Below are 19,274 nucleotides of genomic sequence, written 5' to 3' on the forward strand. Positions count from 1 at the left end.
CAAAATCCCCGCTTGGGAAATGATCCGTTTTAGCGTGAACATCATGCGCGGCTGCTTTGGTGGCTGCACCTTTTGCTCCATCACCGAGCACGAAGGCCGCATCATCCAAAGCCGCTCCGAAGAATCCGTCATCCGCGAGGTGGAAGACATCCGCGACAAGGTCAAAGGCTTCACCGGCGTCATCTCTGACCTGGGCGGCCCCACGGCCAACATGTACCGCCTGGGCTGCAAGAGCCCCGAGATCGAATCGGCCTGCCGCAAACCCAGCTGTGTGTTCCCCGGCATCTGCCAGAACCTGACCACCGACCATGGCCCCTTGATCAACATGTACCGCCGGGCGCGCAACTTAAAAGGCATCAAGAAGATCTTGATCGGCTCAGGTCTGCGCTACGACCTGGCCGTGCAGTCGCCCGAATACGTCAAAGAGTTGGTGCAGCACCATGTGGGCGGCTACCTCAAAATCGCGCCCGAGCACACCGAGGGCGGCCCGCTGTCCAAGATGATGAAGCCGGGCATCGGCAGCTACGACCGCTTCAAGTCGATGTTCGACAAGTACAGCGAAGAGGTGGGCAAAAAGCAGTTCCTCATCCCTTACTTCATTGCCGCGCACCCGGGCACCAGCGACGAAGACATGATGAACCTGGCGGTTTGGCTCAAAAAGAACGGCTTTCGCGCCGACCAGGTGCAGACCTTCTACCCCAGCCCCATGGCCACCGCCACCGCCATGTACCACTCGACCCGCAACCCGCTGCGCAAGATCACCCGCGACAGCGAAAAAGTCGATGTGGTCAAAGGCGACAAACGCCGCCGTCTGCACAAAGCCTTTTTGCGCTACCACGATGCCAGCAACTGGCCGCTGCTGCGCGAAGCCCTCAAAACCATGGGCCGCTCCGACCTGATCGGCAACGGCAAACACCACCTGATTCCGAGCTGGCAGCCGCTCGCCGAAGACGGCTACCAAAGCGCGCGGCGCAAAAACAGCACAGGCCTGGGGGCCAAGTCATCGGTGTCTTTGTCCACGGCGGGCAAGCGATCGGCAGCACCCCAAAAAGGCCAGTTGCTCACCCAGCACACCGGTTTGCCGCCCCGTGCAAAAAAATAGCAGGCGCATTTTTTTCGCCCCGGCAGCGCCAACGCGGACATCGGGCAAAAAATGCCCTGTCCAAGCCAACAGCGCTGCACCTTGCGCTGGCCAGCCGGGCGGCCGCTCTCTGCCAGCGTGTTTGGTGCTCCGGCGCAATTGGGTGATTTCTGCTGCGGCGCATGGCCAGTGCACAATCTGGCCATGATGATTCACCCTCAAATTGATCCCGTCGCCTTGCAACTGGGGCCCTTGGCCATCCATTGGTATGGCCTGACTTACTTGGCCGCTTTTGCTTTGTTCTTTTGGTTGGGCGTGCGCCGACTGGGGCATGCGCCGTTCAAAAACCTGTCGCAGTGGCAAAAGCGCGATGTCGAAGACATTTTGTTTTTTGGGGTCATGGGCGTGATTTTGGGTGGGCGTGTCGGTTATTGCCTGTTTTACAAACCGGCGTATTACCTGTCCAACCCACTCGAAATTTTGGCGGTCTGGCAAGGCGGCATGAGTTTCCATGGTGGTTTGTTGGGGGTGATTCTGGCCATGCTGTGGTTTGCCCGCAGCCGTCAGCGGCCGTTTTTGCAAGTCATGGACTTTGTGGCCCCTTGTGTGCCCACGGGCCTGGCGGCCGGTCGGGTGGGTAATTTCCTGAACGGCGAACTGTGGGGCCGCGTGGCCGACCCTTCGCTGCCCTGGGGCATGGTGTTCCGTGGTGCGGGTGATTTGCCCCGCCACCCCTCGCAGCTCTACCAAATTGCCTTGGAAGGGCTGCTCTTGTTTGTGTTGCTGTGGTGGTTTGCCCGCAAAGACCGCCCCACAGGCCAGGTCTCGGGTGCGTTTTTGCTGGGTTACGGTTTCTTCCGCTTCTTGGCCGAGTTTTTCCGCGAGCCAGATGCCCACCTGGGGCTGTTGAGTTTGGGCCTGAGCATGGGGCAATGGTTGTGCGTGCCCATGATGTTGGGGGGCATCTGGCTGTTGCGCCGCAGGGCGGCTTGAGCCCCGGTCAATTGCGCTGGTTCAGCTCTGGCTCAGCTGCGCGTTTGATGCAGCTGCGCGTTTGATGCAGCTGCGCGTTTGATGCAGCTGCGCGTTTGATGCAGCTTTGCTGCGCCTTGTGCGGCCTTACTTGCTGCGCAAACTGGTGCGCAAGCTGGCGGAGGGCAACTCGTCAAAGAGTTTTTTGTAGTCGTGGGCAAATTGCCCCATGTGCCAAAACCCCCATTGCCAGGCCACATCTTGCACCGTGGTGCCGGGCTCGGCCTGCCGCAGCGCGCGGCGCACATGGTTCAGACGCAAAGCCCGCAGGTATTTGACGGGCGTGGTGCCCAGCACGTCCTGAAAGCCGTAGTTGAGTTTGCGCCTGCTGGTGCCCAAGCGGCTGCACACCTGCAAGATGGACAAGGGTTCGTCGGCATGCCCCAGCATCAATTCGCAGGCACGGTCGACCAGCTTTTTGCGCCGCTCTGAGTTGGGCAGCTCGGAGGTGTCGACTTGAGGCGGCAGGGCTTCTAGCCATTCCATGAGGATGTCATCGCGCAATTGACGCCATGCCAGTGGCGGGTGGCCGCGTTGGGCCAAAGCGCTGGCTTGGTCCAGCACCTTCAATTGCAGGTCGCGCAGCGCGTTCGCTTTGAGTTCGGTGGTCTGCAGCACCAACTTTTTTTCGAGCCAATGGGCCAGTGGCTTGTGGTACATGCGCTCCCACAGCGGGTTGAGCAAGCGGCGCTCCACCACCACCGCCAGCAAGGTGAACTGGGTGGGCGTGCGCAGGTCCACCTCGTCGCCCTTGCCGCACATGATGGCGTGGGGCGGCACGCGCTGGGCATTGAAAAACAGGTCTGGCGAGTCTTGCAATGCCATGGCAAAGCCGTACACGCTGTCATCAAGCCGCCCGAGTTGGCGCAGGGCCAGGTTGGTGTCCTCGCGCAGCAGCGTGAGTTCGGTCAGTTGCACCTGTTGGATGCGCCCCTTGAATTGTCCCGGCGAGAGCTGCTCGTAGCGCAGCGCCCAGCCCTGCTGGGCCAAAGCGTGTTGGTCCATGTCGAAGGTGTCCAGTGCCTGGACCCAGGGCGCATCGGGGGCGGCGGAGTTCATCGGGGTGCTTTGAAAAGGGCGTTGGCGAAAAGGGCCTTGGCGAAAGGGCATCGGCCCCAAAAGGCGCAGCCCTTGCCGACGGAAAAGGCATGTGCAGAGTTTGCCTGCTGTGGCCGTGTCCGGGTTGCCGTGAAAACCCGAGGTCCACGGTGCCCAAACTTGATAGTCCTTTTGACCTCTTGTGCTTAGCATCAGCAACGCACAGCCCTACGAAAAAACACGGAAATCAACAGATGAAGCTTCGCATCGCGGTTCTGCTGACCAACGACGACACCTCGGCGTTTGCCGCGCAATTCCCGAACGACGGGCAAAAGGTGGTGCAGTTGCTCCAAGCCCTGCGGCCCGACTGGGGTTTTGAGGTGGTGCCGGTCAAAGACGGGGTGTGGCCGAGCAGCCCGGCGGCCTTTGACGGCTACGTCATCACCGGCAGCCCCGCCTCGGTCAACGACGACAGCCTGCCCTGGGTGGGGCCCTTGCTGGATTTCATACGCGCCGTGCACGCCGCACGCCAGCCGCTGCTTGGCCTGTGTTTTGGTCACCAGGCGGTGGCTCGGGCCCTGGGCGGGCAGGTGGCGCGCAACGCCGCAGGCTGGGGCCTGGGCACCGCGCCCACGCACTGGCATGCAGATCGCCCCTGGATGCAACCCAGCCAAGCCAGCACCACCTTGGTGGCTGCGCACAAGGAGCAGGTCACCCGCATGCCCGAAGGCGCGGTGTGTCTGGGCGGCAGTGAGTTTTGCCCCATCGGCTCGATGCAGATCGGCCAGCACATCTGGACCACCCAGTTCCACCCCGAGATGCCACGGGTGTTCATGCAGGCTTTGCTGGGCTACCTGGCCGACAAGCTCGATGCAGCAAGCTTGGCACAAGCCCACGCCAGTTTGTCTGAGCCTGTCGATGCGCCCTTGTTCGGGCAATGGATGGTGCAGTTTTTTGAACACGCAAGGACCCCAAACCCATGACCGTCTGGAGCCCCACCGACGATGGCCACGCTGACATCTCTAGCCATGACAGCTATGTGAACGGCACGCCGCACAACACCTTCAAGCGCCTGCGCGACCAAGACCCCATGGCCTGGTGCGACTGGGCCGAGGGCCAGGGCTTTTGGTCGGTCACGCGGCATGCCGACATTTTGGAGCTCAACCGCAACCACCAGCGCTTGAGTTCTGCCCAGGGCATACGCATGGAAGACCAGTCGCATGAAGAGTACCTGGCGCGGCGCACGTTTCAAGAAACCGACCCACCCGAACACACGCGCACCCGCATGTTGGTGGCCAAGGCCTTTTCCAAGCCCATGATGGCGCTGTACGAAGAGCAGATCCGCGAGCTCTGTGTCGGCATCCTCGACCAGGCCCTGGCGCTGGGCGAGTTTGACGCCACCCACCAGATTGCCCGCCAGCTGCCCATGCGCATGCTTGGGCGCATCGCGGGCCTGCCCGAAGCAGACCTCGATTGGCTGGTGGACAAGGGCGACGCGCTCATGGCCAACACCGACAGCGATTTCACCAGCCATGTGGTCGACAAGATGGACACCGAGGCCTACCGCTTCATGCCCTTTCGCTCCCCCGCTGGGGCGGATCTGTACGACTATGCGGCGGGCTTGATGGCGCGCAAACACGCGACGGGCGATACCCGCGGCGTGCTGCACCTGATCACCCAGCCCGATGCGCAGGGCCATGTGATCAGCGACACCGAGTTCCGCAACTTCTTTTGCCTGCTGGTGGCCGCGGGCAACGACACCACGCGCTATTCGATTGCCGCCGCTTTGCACGCGCTGGCCAACCAGCCCGGCCTGATGGCGCAGCTCAAGGCGGTGCAAGGCGAAGCCGCCTGGGAGGGCGTGGCCGACGAGTTCATCCGCTGGGCCTCACCCGCCACGCACTTTCGCCGCACCGCAACCGAGGACTTTGAATACCACGGCAAGCGGGTTTTGGCGGGCGACAAGGTGCTGCTCTGGTTCATCTCGGGCAACCGCGACGAGCGGGCTTTTGAGCGGCCCTTCACCGTCGACCTGAACCGGGGCGTGAACCGGCACCTGTCGTTTGGCCAAGGCGGCGCGCATGCTTGCCTGGGCATGTGGCTGGCGCGGCTGGAGTTGCGTGTGCTGCTGCAGGAGCTGATCAAGCGGGTGGAGCGCATCGAGCAAACGGGTGAGCACGCCTTTTTGCGCTCCAACTTTGTCTCGGGCATCAAGCGTTTGCCTGTGCGCATGCACCTGATTTGAAAGGAAACACCATGACGACTGTTCAAGAACGCCTGCGGGTGCTGTATTGCGACCACCTGGCCATTGCGCGGGGCAAATACGTCATGCTCAAAGCCGGTCAGGGCGGCGGTGCCCGTTTTTGCCGCAGCACCTTTGGCGTGAGCTACGAAAAATTGCTGATCCCGGCCCCGGGCGCGATGGTCATGGAAGGCCTGCCCGACATGGAGGCCGTCTACACCCCTGAGGACATCCGGCCCGGCTGGCAGCCCTTCACCCAGGTGGCGATTGGCGACCTCAAAGCCAACGACTGCACGCCCTTGTCCATGTGCGGGCGCAGTGCCTTGAAGCGCGCGGTGGCCGACTGGCAGGCCATGGGTTACGACCCGATGGTGGGCATCGAGCTCGAAGCCTTTGCCTTTCAAATCGAGCCGGACGGCTCGCTCAAGCCCTATGACACACCGGCCGCCCATGTGTATTCCACAGGCCCTTTTGCCGACCCCAGGGGCTTCACCGACGCGGTGTGGGAAAAGGCCACGGCAGCGGGCTTTCGCATCGACAGCATGAACACCGAGTACGACGCGCCGCAGTTCGAGTTCACCCTCACCTACGACCGTGCGGTCAAGGCGGTGGACGACATCTTTTTGTTTCGCCTGCTGGCGCGCGAAGTGGCCTTCCAGCACGGCATCGTGCTGACCTTCATGCCCAAACCCATACTCACGGTGGGCGGCAGTGGCGTGCACATCAACTTCAGCCTGCGCGACGCGCAAGGCCAGAACGCGATTTCGGGCGGGCACGACGCCAGCCAGTTCAACGCCCTCACGCTGGGCTGCACCGCCGGGCTGATGCAGCACCACCAGGCGCTGGCCGGATTGCTGGCCCCCAGCAGCAATTCTTACCAGCGCCTGCAGCCGGCCAGCCTGTCTGGCTTTTGGCAAAACTGGGCGGTAGACCACCGGGGTGTGACCGTGCGCTTGTCGGCCGAATCGGGCCCGGGTGCCCGCATCGAGCACCGCATGGGCGACGCTGCGGCCAACCCCTACACCCACACGGCTGCGGTGCTGCAAGCGGCCCGCTTGGGCGTGGCCCACGCTTACCCACTCCAGCCTTTCGAAACGGGTGACTGTCTGGAAAACAAGGACGCTACCCACAGCGTGGCCGAAAGCTTGGCCGGTGCCCTGGACGCGCTCGAGGCCGACACGGCGCTCACGCAGGCGCTGGGCGAGGGCCTGGTGGCCAACCATGTGGGCATCAAACGCCACGAGATCGAACGCACGGCAGGCCTAGAAGGCGACGCGTTGCGCGACCACTACATCCGATTCATCTGAAACGACTCGAATCTTAGAAAGGCAGCAACATGCCCCAAGTGCACTGGATCATGCGCAACGGCGATCGCGTGAGCGACGAGGTCAACGAAGGCAGCAACCTGATGGACGCCGCGCAGATCAACGGTATTCCCGGTATCGCCGGCGAATGCGGCGGCTGCCTGTCGTGCGCCACCTGCCATGTTTATGTTGACGAAGCCTGGCTGGCCGCTTGCCCGCCGATGGACGACGTGGAAAACGCCATGCTCGACATCGTCATAGCGCCGCGCCAAGCGGGTAGCCGCCTGAGCTGCCAACTGATCGCCAGCGACGCGCTGGATGGCATCGTGCTGCATGTGCCGGATTGACGTTCCATTTTGAGTCGCCCTTGAGCAGGGCGATGCCAAGACTCACAACTGGGATTGTTTCGGGAATTTTTTCATCAACCAATGCAAGACTTCTAATTGGTCTTGAGAAGTAGCGCGACGAACCTGGATCAAGAGTTTTTGCAGATCAGGCCGTGTCAGCGTGGCATTGGATGCGCCCTCATTGCAGACCGAGCAGATGGCGCGAAGGTTGGCTGGGTCATCGGTGCCGCCCATGCTCTTGTCGATGACGTGCCCCAGATGCAGGCGCGTTTTTCGGGTGGTGTCATAAGGGTGTGCCTCTCCCGCCACGGCGCCGCACATCTGGCAAGTGAAACCGTTGCGATCGAGTACATGGGCGCGAGTCTCCTTGGAGATGGCGCGGGCAAACGCCGGTTGGGGCTTGTCTGTTTCCAGCAGGTATTGACCGGGCTTGAGTTCACTTCGGTCGTTGTGCGTCAAAATCAGGTAGCCCTCTTCGGTACGCAGTTCACGCACCCGTCTGGCCCATTCGGATTGGTTTTCGGCCACTTGGCGCAGTTCGTCGGTGTCCATGATACGGCCGATGTTGGCCAAAAAATGTGCGCGCAACTTCGCCCTCGCGCCACCTCTGGGCTTTTTTTCTAAAGTCATTTTTTATGCGCGCTTGAGCTTGGCTTGAGCGGCAGCGTTGAGCGCCATTTGTATTTGCTGTCCCACCGCACAAGCGACTGGCGGAGGAAATGCATTGCCGATTTGGCGGTAAGCGGCCGTCTTTTTGCCGCTGAATTGCCAATGGTCTGGAAAACCTTGAATGCGTGCAGCCATGCGCACCGTCAAGCGCGGCATGCCAACGAAGTTGGATGCGGGCAGCTCGTCGGCAATCCCTTTGCCGTCAACGCCCAGCGTAGCCCAGGCTTTTTTGGCGCGTGTTGGCCCCAAATCGGGTCCACCGTGTTTTTTGCTGCCGCCAACCAGGGTCGGGGCGATATCGCAGGCCAATTCGCGCCAAGCTTTTGCACCGCGCCAACCCTGGGCAGCCATGAGGTCGTACAGCGCTTCGCCCACGGTGGGCGCGGTTTGCAAGCCGGGTGTTGGCCAGTTGAAAAATCGGGAGGCATCCGCTTTCAAAGCCACAAAGACCACACGGGGCCTCAGCTGGGGCACACCAAAATCACTGGCATTGAGCAAGCGCCATTCGGCGATGTAACCGAGTTTTTTGAGATCACTGATGATTTTGGCGCGGTAGTCGTCAAACACAGAATCGAGCAGGCCTCGAACGTTTTCCAGCATGACCGCCTGAGGTTTGCACTCGAACACCAAGCGCAAGGCCTCGGGAAACAAATCGCGCTCGTCATCGTTGCCCAATTGTTTGCCCGCTTTGGAAAAGGGCGGACAAGGCACACCCCCGGCCAACAGCTCTACACCCTGCCATTTGCTGGCTGAAAAATGGTGCAAATCACCTTCCACCACATGCCAATGGGGGCGGTTGAAGCGCAAGGTTTGGCAAGCTGGGGTTTCAATTTCGACAAGACATGCGTGCTCAAAACCGGCTTGCTCCAAACCCAGCGCTTGGCCGCCAGCGCCTGCACAAATTTCGATGGAACTGAATGTCATTGGGGTTGCCTCGTGGGGTTTCAAGGATGCTGGTTAAGTGTACAGTTTTTGTGAAAATGCCAGAGGCTGGTGAGCTCGTTTTTTGGGCTGTTTGGGTAAACCTCAGGCCAAGGATGCGCAGTTTTGATAATGCCTCAGGCCGCTGCTGCTTACCATGCTTGCAACCAAAGGATTTTGCCGCATGCAACAGCAACACATCGACGCGCTGCGCCACTTGCCGATCCCCAATCAGGGCTTGCTGATCGACGGGCAGTCGGCAGCAGCGGCGACGGGACTGACGCTGCCGGTGGTCTCGCCCATCGACGGGCAGACCCTGTGCAGCTTGGCAGCCGCTGGGGCAGAAGATGTCGACCGCGCCGTGCAGGCGGCGCGCCGTACTTTTGAGCAAGGCGTGTGGTCGCGCATGGCACCTGCCGAGCGCAAGAAAATTTTGCACCGCATTGCCGACCGCATCGAGGCCCACCACGCCGAGCTGGCGGTGCTGGGTGTGCGGGACAACGGCACGGAAATCGCCATGGCCTGGAAGGCCGAGCCGGGCAGCGCGGCGGGCACCTTCCGTTATTACGCCGAGTGTGTGGACAAGATCAAGGGCGAGATCGCTCCCACGCCCGAGGGCACGCTGGCGCTGGTTCACAAAGAAGCCGTGGGCGTGGTCGCGGCCATCGTGCCGTGGAACTTTCCGCTCATGATCGGCGCTTGGAAGATCGCACCGGCTCTGGCGGCGGGCAATTCGGTGGTGCTCAAACCCTCAGAAGACGCCTCCTTGTCTTTGCTGCGCCTGGCGCAGCTGTGTCTGGACGCGGGCTTGCCGCCGGGCGTGCTCAATGTGGTCACCGGCACAGGGGCAGAGGCGGGCGATGCGCTGGCAAGGCACATGGATGTGGACATGCTGACTTTCACCGGCTCAGGCCCGGTGGGACGTTTGTTGCTCAAGGCTTCGGCCGAGTCCAACCTCAAGCGGGTTTATCTGGAGCTGGGCGGCAAGTCGCCCAACGTGGTGTTTGACGATGCGCCCGATCTGGACCAGGTGGCCAAAGTGTCGGCCCTGGGCATTTACCGCAACAGCGGACAGGTGTGTGTGGCGGGTTCGCGCCTCTTGGTGCAGCGCTCGGTGCACGACGCATTGCTGGAGCGCCTGCACCACATCGCCGCCCGTTTGCGCGTGGGTGACCCGCTCGATGTGAGCACCGAGATCGGCGCGGTGAGCAGCGCACGCCAGTTGGCCAAGAACCTGGCAGCGGTGCAGATTGCGCAGCAGCAGGGCGCTCGCTTGCGTGTGGGGGGCGGTGCGCTGCAGCCTGTGGCGGGTGGCAGTTACATGGCGCCTGCTTTGTTTGACCGGGTGACACCCGACATGCGCCTGGCCCGCGAAGAGGTTTTCGGTCCGGTGCTGGCCGTCCTGCCTTTTGACGATGAAGCCGAGGCGGTGCGTCTGGCCAACGATTCGACCTATGGCCTGGCGTCTGCCGTGTGGACCGGCAGCCTGTCGCGCGCCCACCGCATGGTGCGCGCCCTCAAGGCCGGGGTGGTGCATGTCAACACCTATGGCGGCCCCGACATCACCGTGCCGCTGGGCGGGGTGAGGCAGTCGGGCAACGGGCATGACAAATCGATGCATGCGCTGGACAAATACCTGGACTTGAAGACGGCTTGGATTCAGCTGTGATTTTGAAAGTAATTGATGATATGAACAACGAGCAACTCAAAGCCGACAACGCCCAATACCTGTGGCACCCCATGGCCCACCCGGGGGCGATGAAGAAGTCGCCCCCCGACATCATTGCCAAAGGCCAAGGCTGCTGGATCTGGGACGTGAACGGCCACAAATTGCTCGACGGTGTGGGGGGGCTGTGGGCCTGCAACCTGGGCCACAGCAACCAAGCCGTGCGCGACGCCATCGTGGCGCAGATGGACGAGCTGCCCTTTTACAACGTGTTCCGAGGCACCACCCATGTGCGGGCCATCGAGCTGTCCAAACGCCTGGTGCAGTTGATGCAGCCCGAGGGCGTGGCCACGGTGATGTTTTCGACCGGTGGCTCGGATGCGGTGGAGGGCGCCCTGAAGGTGGCACGCCAGTATTGGAAGCTCAAGGGCCAGGCCGACCGCTTCAAGTTCATCAGCCTGCGCCAGGGCTACCACGGCGTGCACTTTGGCGGCATGAGCGTGAACGGCAACACCAATTTCCGCCGCGCTTACGAGCCACTGCTGCCCGGCTGTTTTCACGTCGACACGCCTTGGGCTTACCACAACCCCTACACCGAGGACCCGATTCGCCTGGGCGAAATTTGCGCTGAGCTGCTGGAGCGCGAAATCGTGTTCCAAGGGCCGGACACGGTGGCGGCCTTCATTGCCGAGCCGGTGCAGGGCGCGGGCGGCGTGATTGTGCCGCCGCCCAACTACTGGCCTTTGGTGCGCCAGATTTGCGACAAGCATGGCGTGCTCTTGATCGCCGACGAGGTGGTGACCGGCTTTGGCCGCAGTGGCGAAATGTTTGGCACCCGCCTGTGGGGTGTGAACGCCGACATGTGGTGCCTGGCCAAGGGCATCTCGTCGGGCTACATCCCCTTGGGGGCCACCGCCATCAACCACCGCATTGCCGAGGTGTTCGACGCCGACACCACGGGCACGGCTTCGGTCTCGCACGGCTACACCTACAGCGCCCACCCGATCGCTGCGGCTGCGGCCTTGGCCACGCTCGACCAGATCGAGGCGCTGGACATTCCGGGCAATGCTGCGCGCTTGGGCGCGCACCTGCAAGCGCGTTTGCGCAAGTTGGTCGATACCTGCAGCTTTGTGGGCGATGTGCGGGGCGTGGGCTTGATGCTGGGCATCGAGATGGTGAGCGACAAGGCCCAGCGCACCCCCATGACCCGCAGCAGCGACATCCCGGCGCGGGTGGCCAAAGCCGCCTACAAAGCGGGCCTGATGGTGCGCATTTCGGGCCCCAACTTGATCTTGTCACCGCCACTGATCATCACCCGTGAGGAGGTGGACTTGATGTGCGACCTGCTCGAAGCCGCCTTTGCCGCCGTGCAAGAGGGCCGTGCATGAACCGCCCCGTCATCTTGATCGTTGGCACCGTGGACACCAAGAGCGACGAGATCGGCTTTCTGCGCGAGCAGGTGCAAGCCGCAGGGGGGGATGCACGGGTCATGGATGTGGGGGTGCTGGGCAGCGGCCGTGTACGGCCAGACATCGCCAACACCGAGGTGGCGCAGGCGGCGGGCGTGAGCTTGCAGCAGGTGCGGGACAGCGGCGACGAAAACAGCGCCATGACCCTGATGGCGCAGGGCGCAAGTGCACTGGCCGTGCAACTGCAGGCCAGCGGGCGCATGCAAGGCCTGTTGGTGCTGGGCGGCACCATGGGCACCGATTTGGCTTTGGATGTGGCCAGCAGCTTGCCCCTGGGCGTGCCCAAAGTGGTCTTGTCCACGGTGGCGTTTTCGCCCCTGTTGCCGCCCGAGCGCCTGCCGCCCGATTTGATGATGGTGTTGTGGGCGGGCGGCTTGTATGGCCTCAACAGCCTGTGCCAGTCGGCGCTGGCCCAGGCCGCAGGGGCGGTGGTCGGGGCCTGCCAGGTGGCCCGCGTGCCGCGCTTTGATCGGCCTGTGGTCGGCATGACCTCTCTGGGCTCAAGCTGCCTGAAGTACATGGTGGCGCTCCAACCCGAACTCGACCGGCGCGGTTTTGACCTGGCGGTGTTCCACACCACGGGCATGGGGGGCAGGGCATTTGAATCGCTGGCCGCACAAGGCCAGTTTGCCTGCGTGATGGATTTCAGCTTACAGGAAATGGTCAACCAAATGGGGGGCTCGGTGGTGAGTGCTGGCCCCCACCGGTTGATGGGTGCTGGTCTGAATGCAGTGCCCATGATCGTGGCCCCGGGGGCCACCGACTTGGTGGATTACCCGGCTTGGGGTGCCATGCCGGAGCGCTTTGCTGACAAGCCCTCCCACGCGCACAACCGATTGATCGCCTCGGTGGGGATCGACGCGCAGATGCGGGGCGAATTTGCCCAAGAACTGGCCCAGCGCCTGCGCATGGCGCGCGGGCCTGTGCATTTGGTCTTGCCGCTGCACGGCATCCAAGAGTGGGACCGCGAGGGGGCACCACTGCACGACCCTGAAGGCTTGGCCGCCATGATGCAGGCCATGGCCGAGTGCGATTTTGGCCAAGCGCAAGTCTCACGCATTGCCTCACACATCAACGATGCGGGTTTTGTGCAACAGGTGCTGGCGGTGTTCGACGACTGGCTGGCCCGGGGGCTGGTGCTGAAAGCCCGGCCATGAGTGGGCCCGCGCACAAGGCTTTGGTGCTGGATTTCGGCGGCGTCATCAGCCGCACCTTGTTTGAAACCCATGCTCTGAGCGAAACAGCGCTTGGCCTTACACCGGGCTCCTTGACCTGGCGCGGCCCCTTTGCCCCTGAAACCGATGCTTTGTGGCAAGCCATGCAGGCTGACCAGATCAGCGAGCGGGATTATTGGTTGCAGCGCACCCGTGAGGTGGGGCGTTTGTTGGGGGAAGACTGGCACGAGATGCAGACCTTTGTGCAAAGGGCCCGGGGGGCCGATGTTGCGTCCGTCATCCGTCCAGAGGCCATTGCCGCTGTGCACCAAGCCAAAGCCGCCGGTTATCGATTGGCGGTGCTGTCCAATGAGTTGGATCTGTTTTATGGTGCGGGATTTTGTTCTCGCTTGCCCCTGTTGGGGCTGTTTGACGTGGTCATTGACGCCACTTACACCGGCATCCTCAAGCCTGACCATCGTGCCTACGAACAGTGCCGCGAGGCGCTTGGGGTGACCGGAGCCGACTGTGTGTTTGTAGACGATCAAATTCGCAATGTGCGTGGTGCCCTCTCGTTGGGTTGGCAGACGGTGCATTTTGATGTGACCCGCCCTGCTGCCTCATTCGCCCAGGCATTGGCTTTGCTTCATTGCTGAACAATTCTTTCTATTCATTAAGTCCCGCCAAAAAATACCCACGTCAATGGGTATTTATGCCGTGTAGTTTTTTTCATACAAATGGGATCGTCTGATTATCATTACGCATAATTATGAAAAATTATGCAAGGACACAGCATGTCGGGACGCATCCACTCATTACACGACCAAGTGGCGCATCAACTGCGTGAACGGATCTTTGTGGGTGAACTCTCACCGGGCACATTTTTGGACGAAGCCCTGTTGTGTGAACGCTTGAACATTTCACGAACCCCCCTGAGAGAAGCACTCAAGGTGCTCACGGCAGAGGGTTTGGTACGGCATGAACCCCGGCGTGGTTGCTTTGTGAACGAAGTCACCGAGCAAGATTTGGACGAAATATTTCCCATCATTGCCTTGCTGGAAGGGCGTTGCGCCTACGAGGCCGCAGGGCAAGCCAGTGATGCCGACCTCGATTCTTTGGCCTTCTTACACCAGCAGTTGCAAGAAAGCGCGACACAAGGCCGCATCACGGATTACTACACCACCAATGTTGCCATCCACGAGGCCATCATCGCCATCGCTGACAACAAGTGGCTGGCCCAGGTGATTGGCGATTTGCGCAAGATCTTGAAATTGGCCCGGCTGCAGCAGCTCCATGCACCGGGCCGCTTGAGTCAGTCGCTTGACGAGCACATGGCGATCTATGCGGCTTTGAAGGCCCGCGATGCGCAGGCAGCTGACCACGCCATGCGGCAGCATTTGACGCGTCAGCGCGAAGCGTTGCGCCTGCTGGCTCGTCAGCACAAAAGCCGCGTCGCCGGGGCGGGCACAGAGCCAAGGATTTCAAGGGTTTGACATGAACACAACGCAATGGATTGGTCGCAAGGTGGCAGGGTGGTTGCCCTCGGGCAAAGGGGGGCAAGCCCTAAGCAAAGTCAAAGCGCCATCTGAACTCAAAACACAGGCACAGTTGACCCCATCGGTGGGCGCCAAAGAGACGCCAGGGCGCTCATCGCGAGAACGCTTGAACGCCACTTTGCGGCACAAAGAAGAGGCCCTGTCGCCCCGTGTGTTGAGGCGCACCTTGATCGAGTTGCAGGCCATCGTGGACCCCAGTGTCAGCGAGGTCGAAGGTGGCAGGCGGGCGAGGGGCGTTGCGCAGTGGTACGCCAAGGCCACCCCCGAGCAACGCCAAGATTGTTGGCTCTTGATGAGCGAGCAATTCGCGCCCGATGCCAGCAAAGTCAAAGCCGCACGCGAGCACTTTGAAGCGGCAATGGGCACGCCCGATGAGGGCAGTGCGGAAATACGCATGCGCAAAGCCATGGTGTCAACTCGCACACGCTTGCTGCAGCGCTTTGCCGTGTTCCCAGAAGGCATGCGGTTTTTGGTGGATTTGCGCCAAGACATGTTGCCCGCCCTCAAGGCCAACAAACGTCTGCTAGCGCTGGAGTCTGAACTGGAAAATTTGTTCACCACCTGGTTCGATGTGGCCTTTCTGGAGTTGCGCCGCATCAGCTGGGATTCGCCCGCCAGTTTGGTTGAAAAACTGATTAAGTACGAGGCGGTGCACGACATCAAAAGCTGGGGTGACGTGAAGAACCGGCTCGATTCAGACCGCCGCTGCTACGGCTTTTTCCACCCCCGTCTGCCCGATGAGCCCTTGATCTTTGTCGAGGTGGCGTTCATGAACGAGATGGCCACCAGCATCAGCCCCTTGCTGGACGAGGCCGCCGCCGCGGTGGACCTGTCGCGTGCCACCACCGCCATTTTTTACTCCATCAGCAACACCCAAAAAGGGCTCAAAGGTGTGAGCTTTGGCGACTCGCTCATCAAGCGGGTGGTAGAGACCTTGCGGGCTGATTTTCCGAAGCTCAAAACCTTCGCCACTTTGTCGCCCATTCCCGGGTTTAGAGGCTGGCTGGTCAAAAACGCGGCACGCATGTTGGCGCAGACGCCTGAAAAAATGCGCTTGCAATTGGGCCGAGCTGTGGGTTTTGAGCCCATTACACCTGGGCATGTCTTGTCTGCATTGGACCAAGCCCCCACCTTGCCCGAGCAATCGGTTTTGCGTCTGTGGTTGATGGGCTGCGCAGCACATTATTTGGGCCAAGAACTCCAGGATGACCGACCCAGTGATCCGGTGGCGCGCTTTCACTTGGGCAATGGTGCCCGTGTGGAGCAAATCAATTGGGCGGCCGATCCGTCGACCAAAGGCTTCAAGCAGTCGTTTGGCTTGATGGTCAACTACCTGTATGACCTGCGAAAAATTGACCGGCACCGCCAAAGTTTGGCTCAAGGTAAAGTGCCGGTTGCCGACAGCGTTCAGCACCTGTACTTTTGAGACGCCCATTGATTTCAACAAAAGGAGACTTTCATGACCACTTCCACTTCCACTTCCACTTCACCCTTTGACCGCCGCGATGCGCTAAAACTGGCAGCATCTGCCGCTGCGCTGAGCGTTTTCGGCGCAAAGGCCCAAACCGCTTGGCCCAGCAAACCTGTGAACCTGGTGGTGCCCTTTCCTGCCGGTGGCGGCACCGACGCATTTGCCCGGCCCATGTCGGCGGCCTTCTCCAAGCTGACCGGCAAGCAACTGATCATTGACAACCGGGGCGGCGCGGGTGGCACTTTGGGCGCAGGCATCGCGGCCAAGGCCAACCCCGATGGCTACAACTACTTCATGGGGGCGGTGCACCACACCATCGCGCCCAGCATGTACCCGCGTTTGGACTACGACCTGGAGCGCGATTTGATCCCCCTGATCTTGGTGGCCAGCGTGCCCCAGGTGCTGGTGGTCAACCCCAAAAAAGTGCAAGCGGCCGATTTCAAAGCCTTCTTGGACTTTCTCAAAAAGAACCCGGCTCGCCTGAACTATGGCTCTGCGGGCGGCGGCACCTCGCACCACTTGGCAGGTGAGTTGTTCAAGCTGCAAACCAAGACCTTCATCACCCACATCCCCTACCGGGGCGCGGGCCCGGCTTTGCAAGACCTGATCGCGGGCAACGTGGACATGATGTTTGACGGCATGGGCTCTTCGGCCGCGCACATCAAGGGTGGCCGCATCAAAGCCTTGATGGTCTCGGGTGCCAAGCGCAATGCGGCGTTTCCCGATGTGCCGTGTTCGGCCGAGTTGGGCTTGCCCGATTACACCGTGTCCACTTGGTACGGCGTGTGGGCCCCCAAAGGCACGACCGCAGATGCCCAAGCCCGCGCCACCGAAGAGTTCCGCCGTGCCTGCATGACCGACGAGGCCAAAGCGGTTTGGGCCAACCAAGGCGCTGAGTTCCCCAATTTGACGGGTGCTCAGTTTGACGCCTTCATCAAGAAAGAATTGACCAAGTGGTCCCAAGTGGTGAAGGCCTCGGGGGCCAAGCTCGACTGAGGCCTGCCTTGGATTTTTTCCACCGGGCCTGAATGAGGCCCTTTTTCTCACGCCCTCACTGCGACACCATGAGCCAAGACAACCTGTTTTCTGCCCTGCGGGCGGCCTTTCCCAAAGACATGAGCGCCGTGGCGGTGGAAACCGACGACGGTTTGTGCTACAGCTGGCAAGACCTGGACAGGGCCTCTGCCATGGTGGCCAATTTGCTGAGCTCGCTCGATTTGCCGCTCGGCAGCCGGGTGGCCGTGCAGGTCGAAAAATCCGTCGAAGCCATGCTGCTTTACCTCGCCACTTTGCGCGCGGGTCACGTGTTCTTGCCACTCAACACGGCTTACCAATCGGCCGAAATCGCCTACTTCATTGGCAACGCCGAACCTGCAGTGGTGGTCTGCAGCGGGGCCAACTTCGGTTGGGTCAGCAAAATCGCTTTCAAGGCGGGCACCCAGCATGTGTTCAGTTTGAACGATGACCGCACTGGCAGCTTGCTGGAGCGGGCAGCGCAACACAGCGACCAGCACCAGACTGCACCGCGCCAAGCCGATGACTTGGCCGCCATTCTTTACACCAGTGGCACCACGGGTCGCAGCAAGGGCGCCATGCTCACGCACGGTAACTTGCTCAGCAATGCGCGCATGCTCAAAGACTACTGGGCTTGGACCCAGACCGGCGGGCCCCAGGGCCGAGGCGATGTGCTGATCCACGCCTTGCCCATTTTTCACGTGCACGGCTTGTTTGTGGCGATCCATGGTGCCTTGATCAACGGCAGCAAGATGATTTGGATGGCCAAGTTTGACCCCAAACGCGCCATTGCCCACATGCAAAACGCCAGCGTTTTCATGGGTGTGCCCACGCTGTACGTGCGCATGCTGGCCGAACCCTCGCTGAACCCGGCGGCAGTGCGCTGCATGCGTTTGTTCATCGCGGGCTCTGCCCCCTTGCTGATCGAAACCTTTAAGCTATGGCAGCAACGCACCGGCCACACGATTTTGGAGCGCTACGGCATGAGCGAAACCGCCATGTTGACGTCCAACCCCTGCAGTCCCGACCCGCGCTATGCCCAGCAGTCTGAGCGGCGCGGCGGCACGGTGGGCTTTCCCTTGCCCGGCGTGTCTTTGCGCGTGCGCGGCGACGATCAACAAAATTTGCCAGTGGGCGACATTGGCGGCATCGAGGTCAAGGGCCCCAATGTGTTCAAAGGCTACTGGCGCATGCCCGAAAAGACGGCCGAAGAGTTCACCACCGATGGCTTTTTCAAAACCGGCGATGTGGGCAAAGTGGACGAACGCGGTTACGTGACCATCGTGGGGCGCAGCAAGGACTTGATCATCAGCGGCGGTTACAACGTTTACCCGGCTGAGATCGAGGGCTACATCAATGAGATGGAGGCTGTGCTCGAGAGTGCTGTGGTGGGTGTGCAGCACCCCGATTTTGGCGAGGTAGGGGTGGCGCTGGTCATTGGCCAGCCGGGCACAACAGTCGATGCACAGGCCGTTTTGGCCGAGCTCAAGTCCAAGCTGGCCAATTTTAAAATTCCCAAGCGCTGCTTTGTGGTGGCCCAATTGCCCCGCAACACCATGGGCAAAGTGCAAAAGAACCTGCTGCGCGAGCAGTACAAAAACCTGTTTTTGGCCTGAAACAAGGGTTGGGCTTATTCATCCGGCCCTGTGATGTCTGAAATAGACCAAGGCACGCTGTTTTTTTGACACACCGCCCGTTCTCGCTGCCCTCCCAGCCCCGAGCCGCAGACAAGTTCCCGTCACTTGGAAGAACGCAGCGACGCGCCAGTCCATGGATCGCTTCGTGCCTCGCGATGACGGGAAAGTGCCTCGTGATGACACCTAAACCATCCGTCACTGCGAGGAGCGAAGCGACTTGGCAGTCCATGGATCGCTTCGTGCCTCGCGATGACGGGAAACTGGATCGCGATGACGGGAAAGTGCCTCGCGATGACACCTAAACCACCCGTCACTGCGAGGAGCGTAGCGACGTGACAGTCCATGGATCGCTTCGTGCCTCGCGATGACGGATTGGCTCCCGTCGCGATGACGGGAAAGCCCCTCGCGATGACACCCAAACCATCCGTCACTGCGAGGAGCGTAGCGAAGCGGCAGTCCATGGATCGCTTCGTGCCTCGCGATGACGGGAAACTGGATCGCGATGACGGGAAAGTGCCTCGCGATGACGGGAAAGTGCCTCGCGATGACACCTAAACTATCCGTCACTGCGAGGAGCGTAGCGACGTGGCAGTCCATGGATCGCTTCGTGCCTCGCGATGACGGGAAACTGGGTCGCGATGACGGGAAACTGGATCGCGATGACGGGAAAGTG

General features: G+C 61.2%; 17 protein-coding genes. 14 read left to right on the forward strand and 3 right to left on the reverse strand.

The genetic code is table 11. From position 1 onward, the window contains the following. A partial coding sequence (locus ACIQ39_RS05050) for a DUF3362 domain-containing protein (protein ID WP_396433518.1) occupies positions 1-1,102 on the forward strand: 1,102 nt, incomplete at its 5' end. A gap of 183 nt (positions 1,103-1,285) precedes the next feature. Next, positions 1,286-2,074 carry a prolipoprotein diacylglyceryl transferase gene (gene lgt / locus ACIQ39_RS05055; RefSeq protein ID WP_396433519.1) on the forward strand — a complete coding sequence of 263 codons (789 nt, stop codon included), beginning with the start codon at positions 1,286-1,288 and terminating at the stop codon, positions 2,072-2,074. Between the two features lie 126 nt (positions 2,075-2,200). Here lgt and ACIQ39_RS05060 read toward each other — a convergent pair whose 3' ends face one another. Then, the gene (locus ACIQ39_RS05060; RefSeq protein WP_396433520.1) at positions 2,201-3,172 is read right to left on the reverse strand and encodes a helix-turn-helix domain-containing protein; all 972 of its coding nucleotides are present in this window, start codon (positions 3,170-3,172) and stop codon (positions 2,201-2,203) included. 233 nt (positions 3,173-3,405) lie between these two features. On the opposite strand from ACIQ39_RS05060, the gene ACIQ39_RS05065 reads away from it, so the two are divergent. From ACIQ39_RS05065 to ACIQ39_RS05080, 4 genes are read left to right on the forward strand one after another with little or no spacing between them, the layout of a single operon-like run. Continuing rightward, positions 3,406-4,134 (forward strand): type 1 glutamine amidotransferase, encoded by a 729-nt coding sequence (locus ACIQ39_RS05065; RefSeq protein WP_396433521.1) that lies wholly within the window; start codon positions 3,406-3,408, stop codon positions 4,132-4,134. After that, a complete protein-coding gene (locus tag ACIQ39_RS05070) occupies positions 4,131-5,396 on the forward strand; it encodes a cytochrome P450 (RefSeq protein ID WP_396433522.1) in 1,266 nt (421 codons plus the stop codon). The genes ACIQ39_RS05065 and ACIQ39_RS05070 overlap by 4 nt, the downstream gene beginning before the upstream one ends. Positions 5,397-5,407: 11 nt before the next feature. After that, entirely contained in the window at positions 5,408-6,700 is a 1,293-nt protein-coding gene (locus ACIQ39_RS05075; protein ID WP_396433523.1) for a hypothetical protein, read from the forward strand. Between the two features lie 29 nt (positions 6,701-6,729). Beyond that, positions 6,730-7,044 (forward strand): 2Fe-2S iron-sulfur cluster-binding protein, encoded by a 315-nt coding sequence (locus tag ACIQ39_RS05080; RefSeq protein ID WP_396433524.1) that lies wholly within the window; start codon positions 6,730-6,732, stop codon positions 7,042-7,044. 42 nt (positions 7,045-7,086) lie between these two features. Here ACIQ39_RS05080 and ACIQ39_RS05085 read toward each other — a convergent pair whose 3' ends face one another. Both ACIQ39_RS05085 and ACIQ39_RS05090 read right to left on the reverse strand, forming a co-directional pair. Further along, positions 7,087-7,596, reverse strand: a complete 510-nt coding sequence (locus ACIQ39_RS05085) for an HNH endonuclease (RefSeq protein WP_396433525.1) — start codon at positions 7,594-7,596, stop codon at positions 7,087-7,089. A gap of 81 nt (positions 7,597-7,677) precedes the next feature. Beyond that, the gene (locus tag ACIQ39_RS05090) at positions 7,678-8,637 is read right to left on the reverse strand and encodes a DNA cytosine methyltransferase (protein ID WP_396433526.1); all 960 of its coding nucleotides are present in this window, start codon (positions 8,635-8,637) and stop codon (positions 7,678-7,680) included. A 181-nt stretch (positions 8,638-8,818) separates the two neighbouring features. On the opposite strand from ACIQ39_RS05090, the gene ACIQ39_RS05095 reads away from it, so the two are divergent. From ACIQ39_RS05095 to ACIQ39_RS05130, 8 genes are all read left to right on the forward strand, one after another. After that, the gene (locus ACIQ39_RS05095; protein WP_396433527.1) at positions 8,819-10,303 is read left to right on the forward strand and encodes an aldehyde dehydrogenase; all 1,485 of its coding nucleotides are present in this window, start codon (positions 8,819-8,821) and stop codon (positions 10,301-10,303) included. A gap of 20 nt (positions 10,304-10,323) precedes the next feature. After that, positions 10,324-11,688: an aminotransferase class III-fold pyridoxal phosphate-dependent enzyme gene (locus ACIQ39_RS05100; protein ID WP_396433528.1), complete on the forward strand. Its 1,365-nt coding sequence runs from the start codon at positions 10,324-10,326 to the stop codon at positions 11,686-11,688. Then, positions 11,685-12,926, forward strand: coding sequence for a Tm-1-like ATP-binding domain-containing protein (locus ACIQ39_RS05105; RefSeq protein ID WP_396433529.1), 1,242 nt, complete (start codon positions 11,685-11,687; stop codon positions 12,924-12,926). The genes ACIQ39_RS05100 and ACIQ39_RS05105 overlap by 4 nt, the downstream gene beginning before the upstream one ends. Further along, complete coding sequence (locus tag ACIQ39_RS05110) at positions 12,923-13,579, forward strand: HAD-IA family hydrolase (protein ID WP_396433530.1); 657 nt, start codon at positions 12,923-12,925, stop codon at positions 13,577-13,579. The genes ACIQ39_RS05105 and ACIQ39_RS05110 overlap by 4 nt, the downstream gene beginning before the upstream one ends. A 138-nt stretch (positions 13,580-13,717) precedes the next feature. Next, the gene (locus ACIQ39_RS05115; RefSeq protein WP_396433531.1) at positions 13,718-14,416 is read left to right on the forward strand and encodes a GntR family transcriptional regulator; all 699 of its coding nucleotides are present in this window, start codon (positions 13,718-13,720) and stop codon (positions 14,414-14,416) included. A gap of 1 nt (position 14,417) precedes the next feature. Beyond that, entirely contained in the window at positions 14,418-15,905 is a 1,488-nt protein-coding gene (locus ACIQ39_RS05120) for a malonyl-CoA decarboxylase (protein WP_396433532.1), read from the forward strand. A 33-nt stretch (positions 15,906-15,938) separates the two neighbouring features. After that, positions 15,939-16,946 (forward strand): Bug family tripartite tricarboxylate transporter substrate binding protein, encoded by a 1,008-nt coding sequence (locus ACIQ39_RS05125; protein ID WP_396433533.1) that lies wholly within the window; start codon positions 15,939-15,941, stop codon positions 16,944-16,946. A gap of 68 nt (positions 16,947-17,014) precedes the next feature. Continuing rightward, positions 17,015-18,580 (forward strand): malonyl-CoA synthase, encoded by a 1,566-nt coding sequence (locus tag ACIQ39_RS05130; protein WP_396433534.1) that lies wholly within the window; start codon positions 17,015-17,017, stop codon positions 18,578-18,580. Positions 18,581-19,274 lie beyond the last annotated feature (694 nt).

Origin of the sequence: Limnohabitans sp., from assembly GCF_044361645.1 — a bacterium.
Lineage (GTDB): Bacteria > Pseudomonadota > Gammaproteobacteria > Burkholderiales > Burkholderiaceae_C > Limnohabitans_A.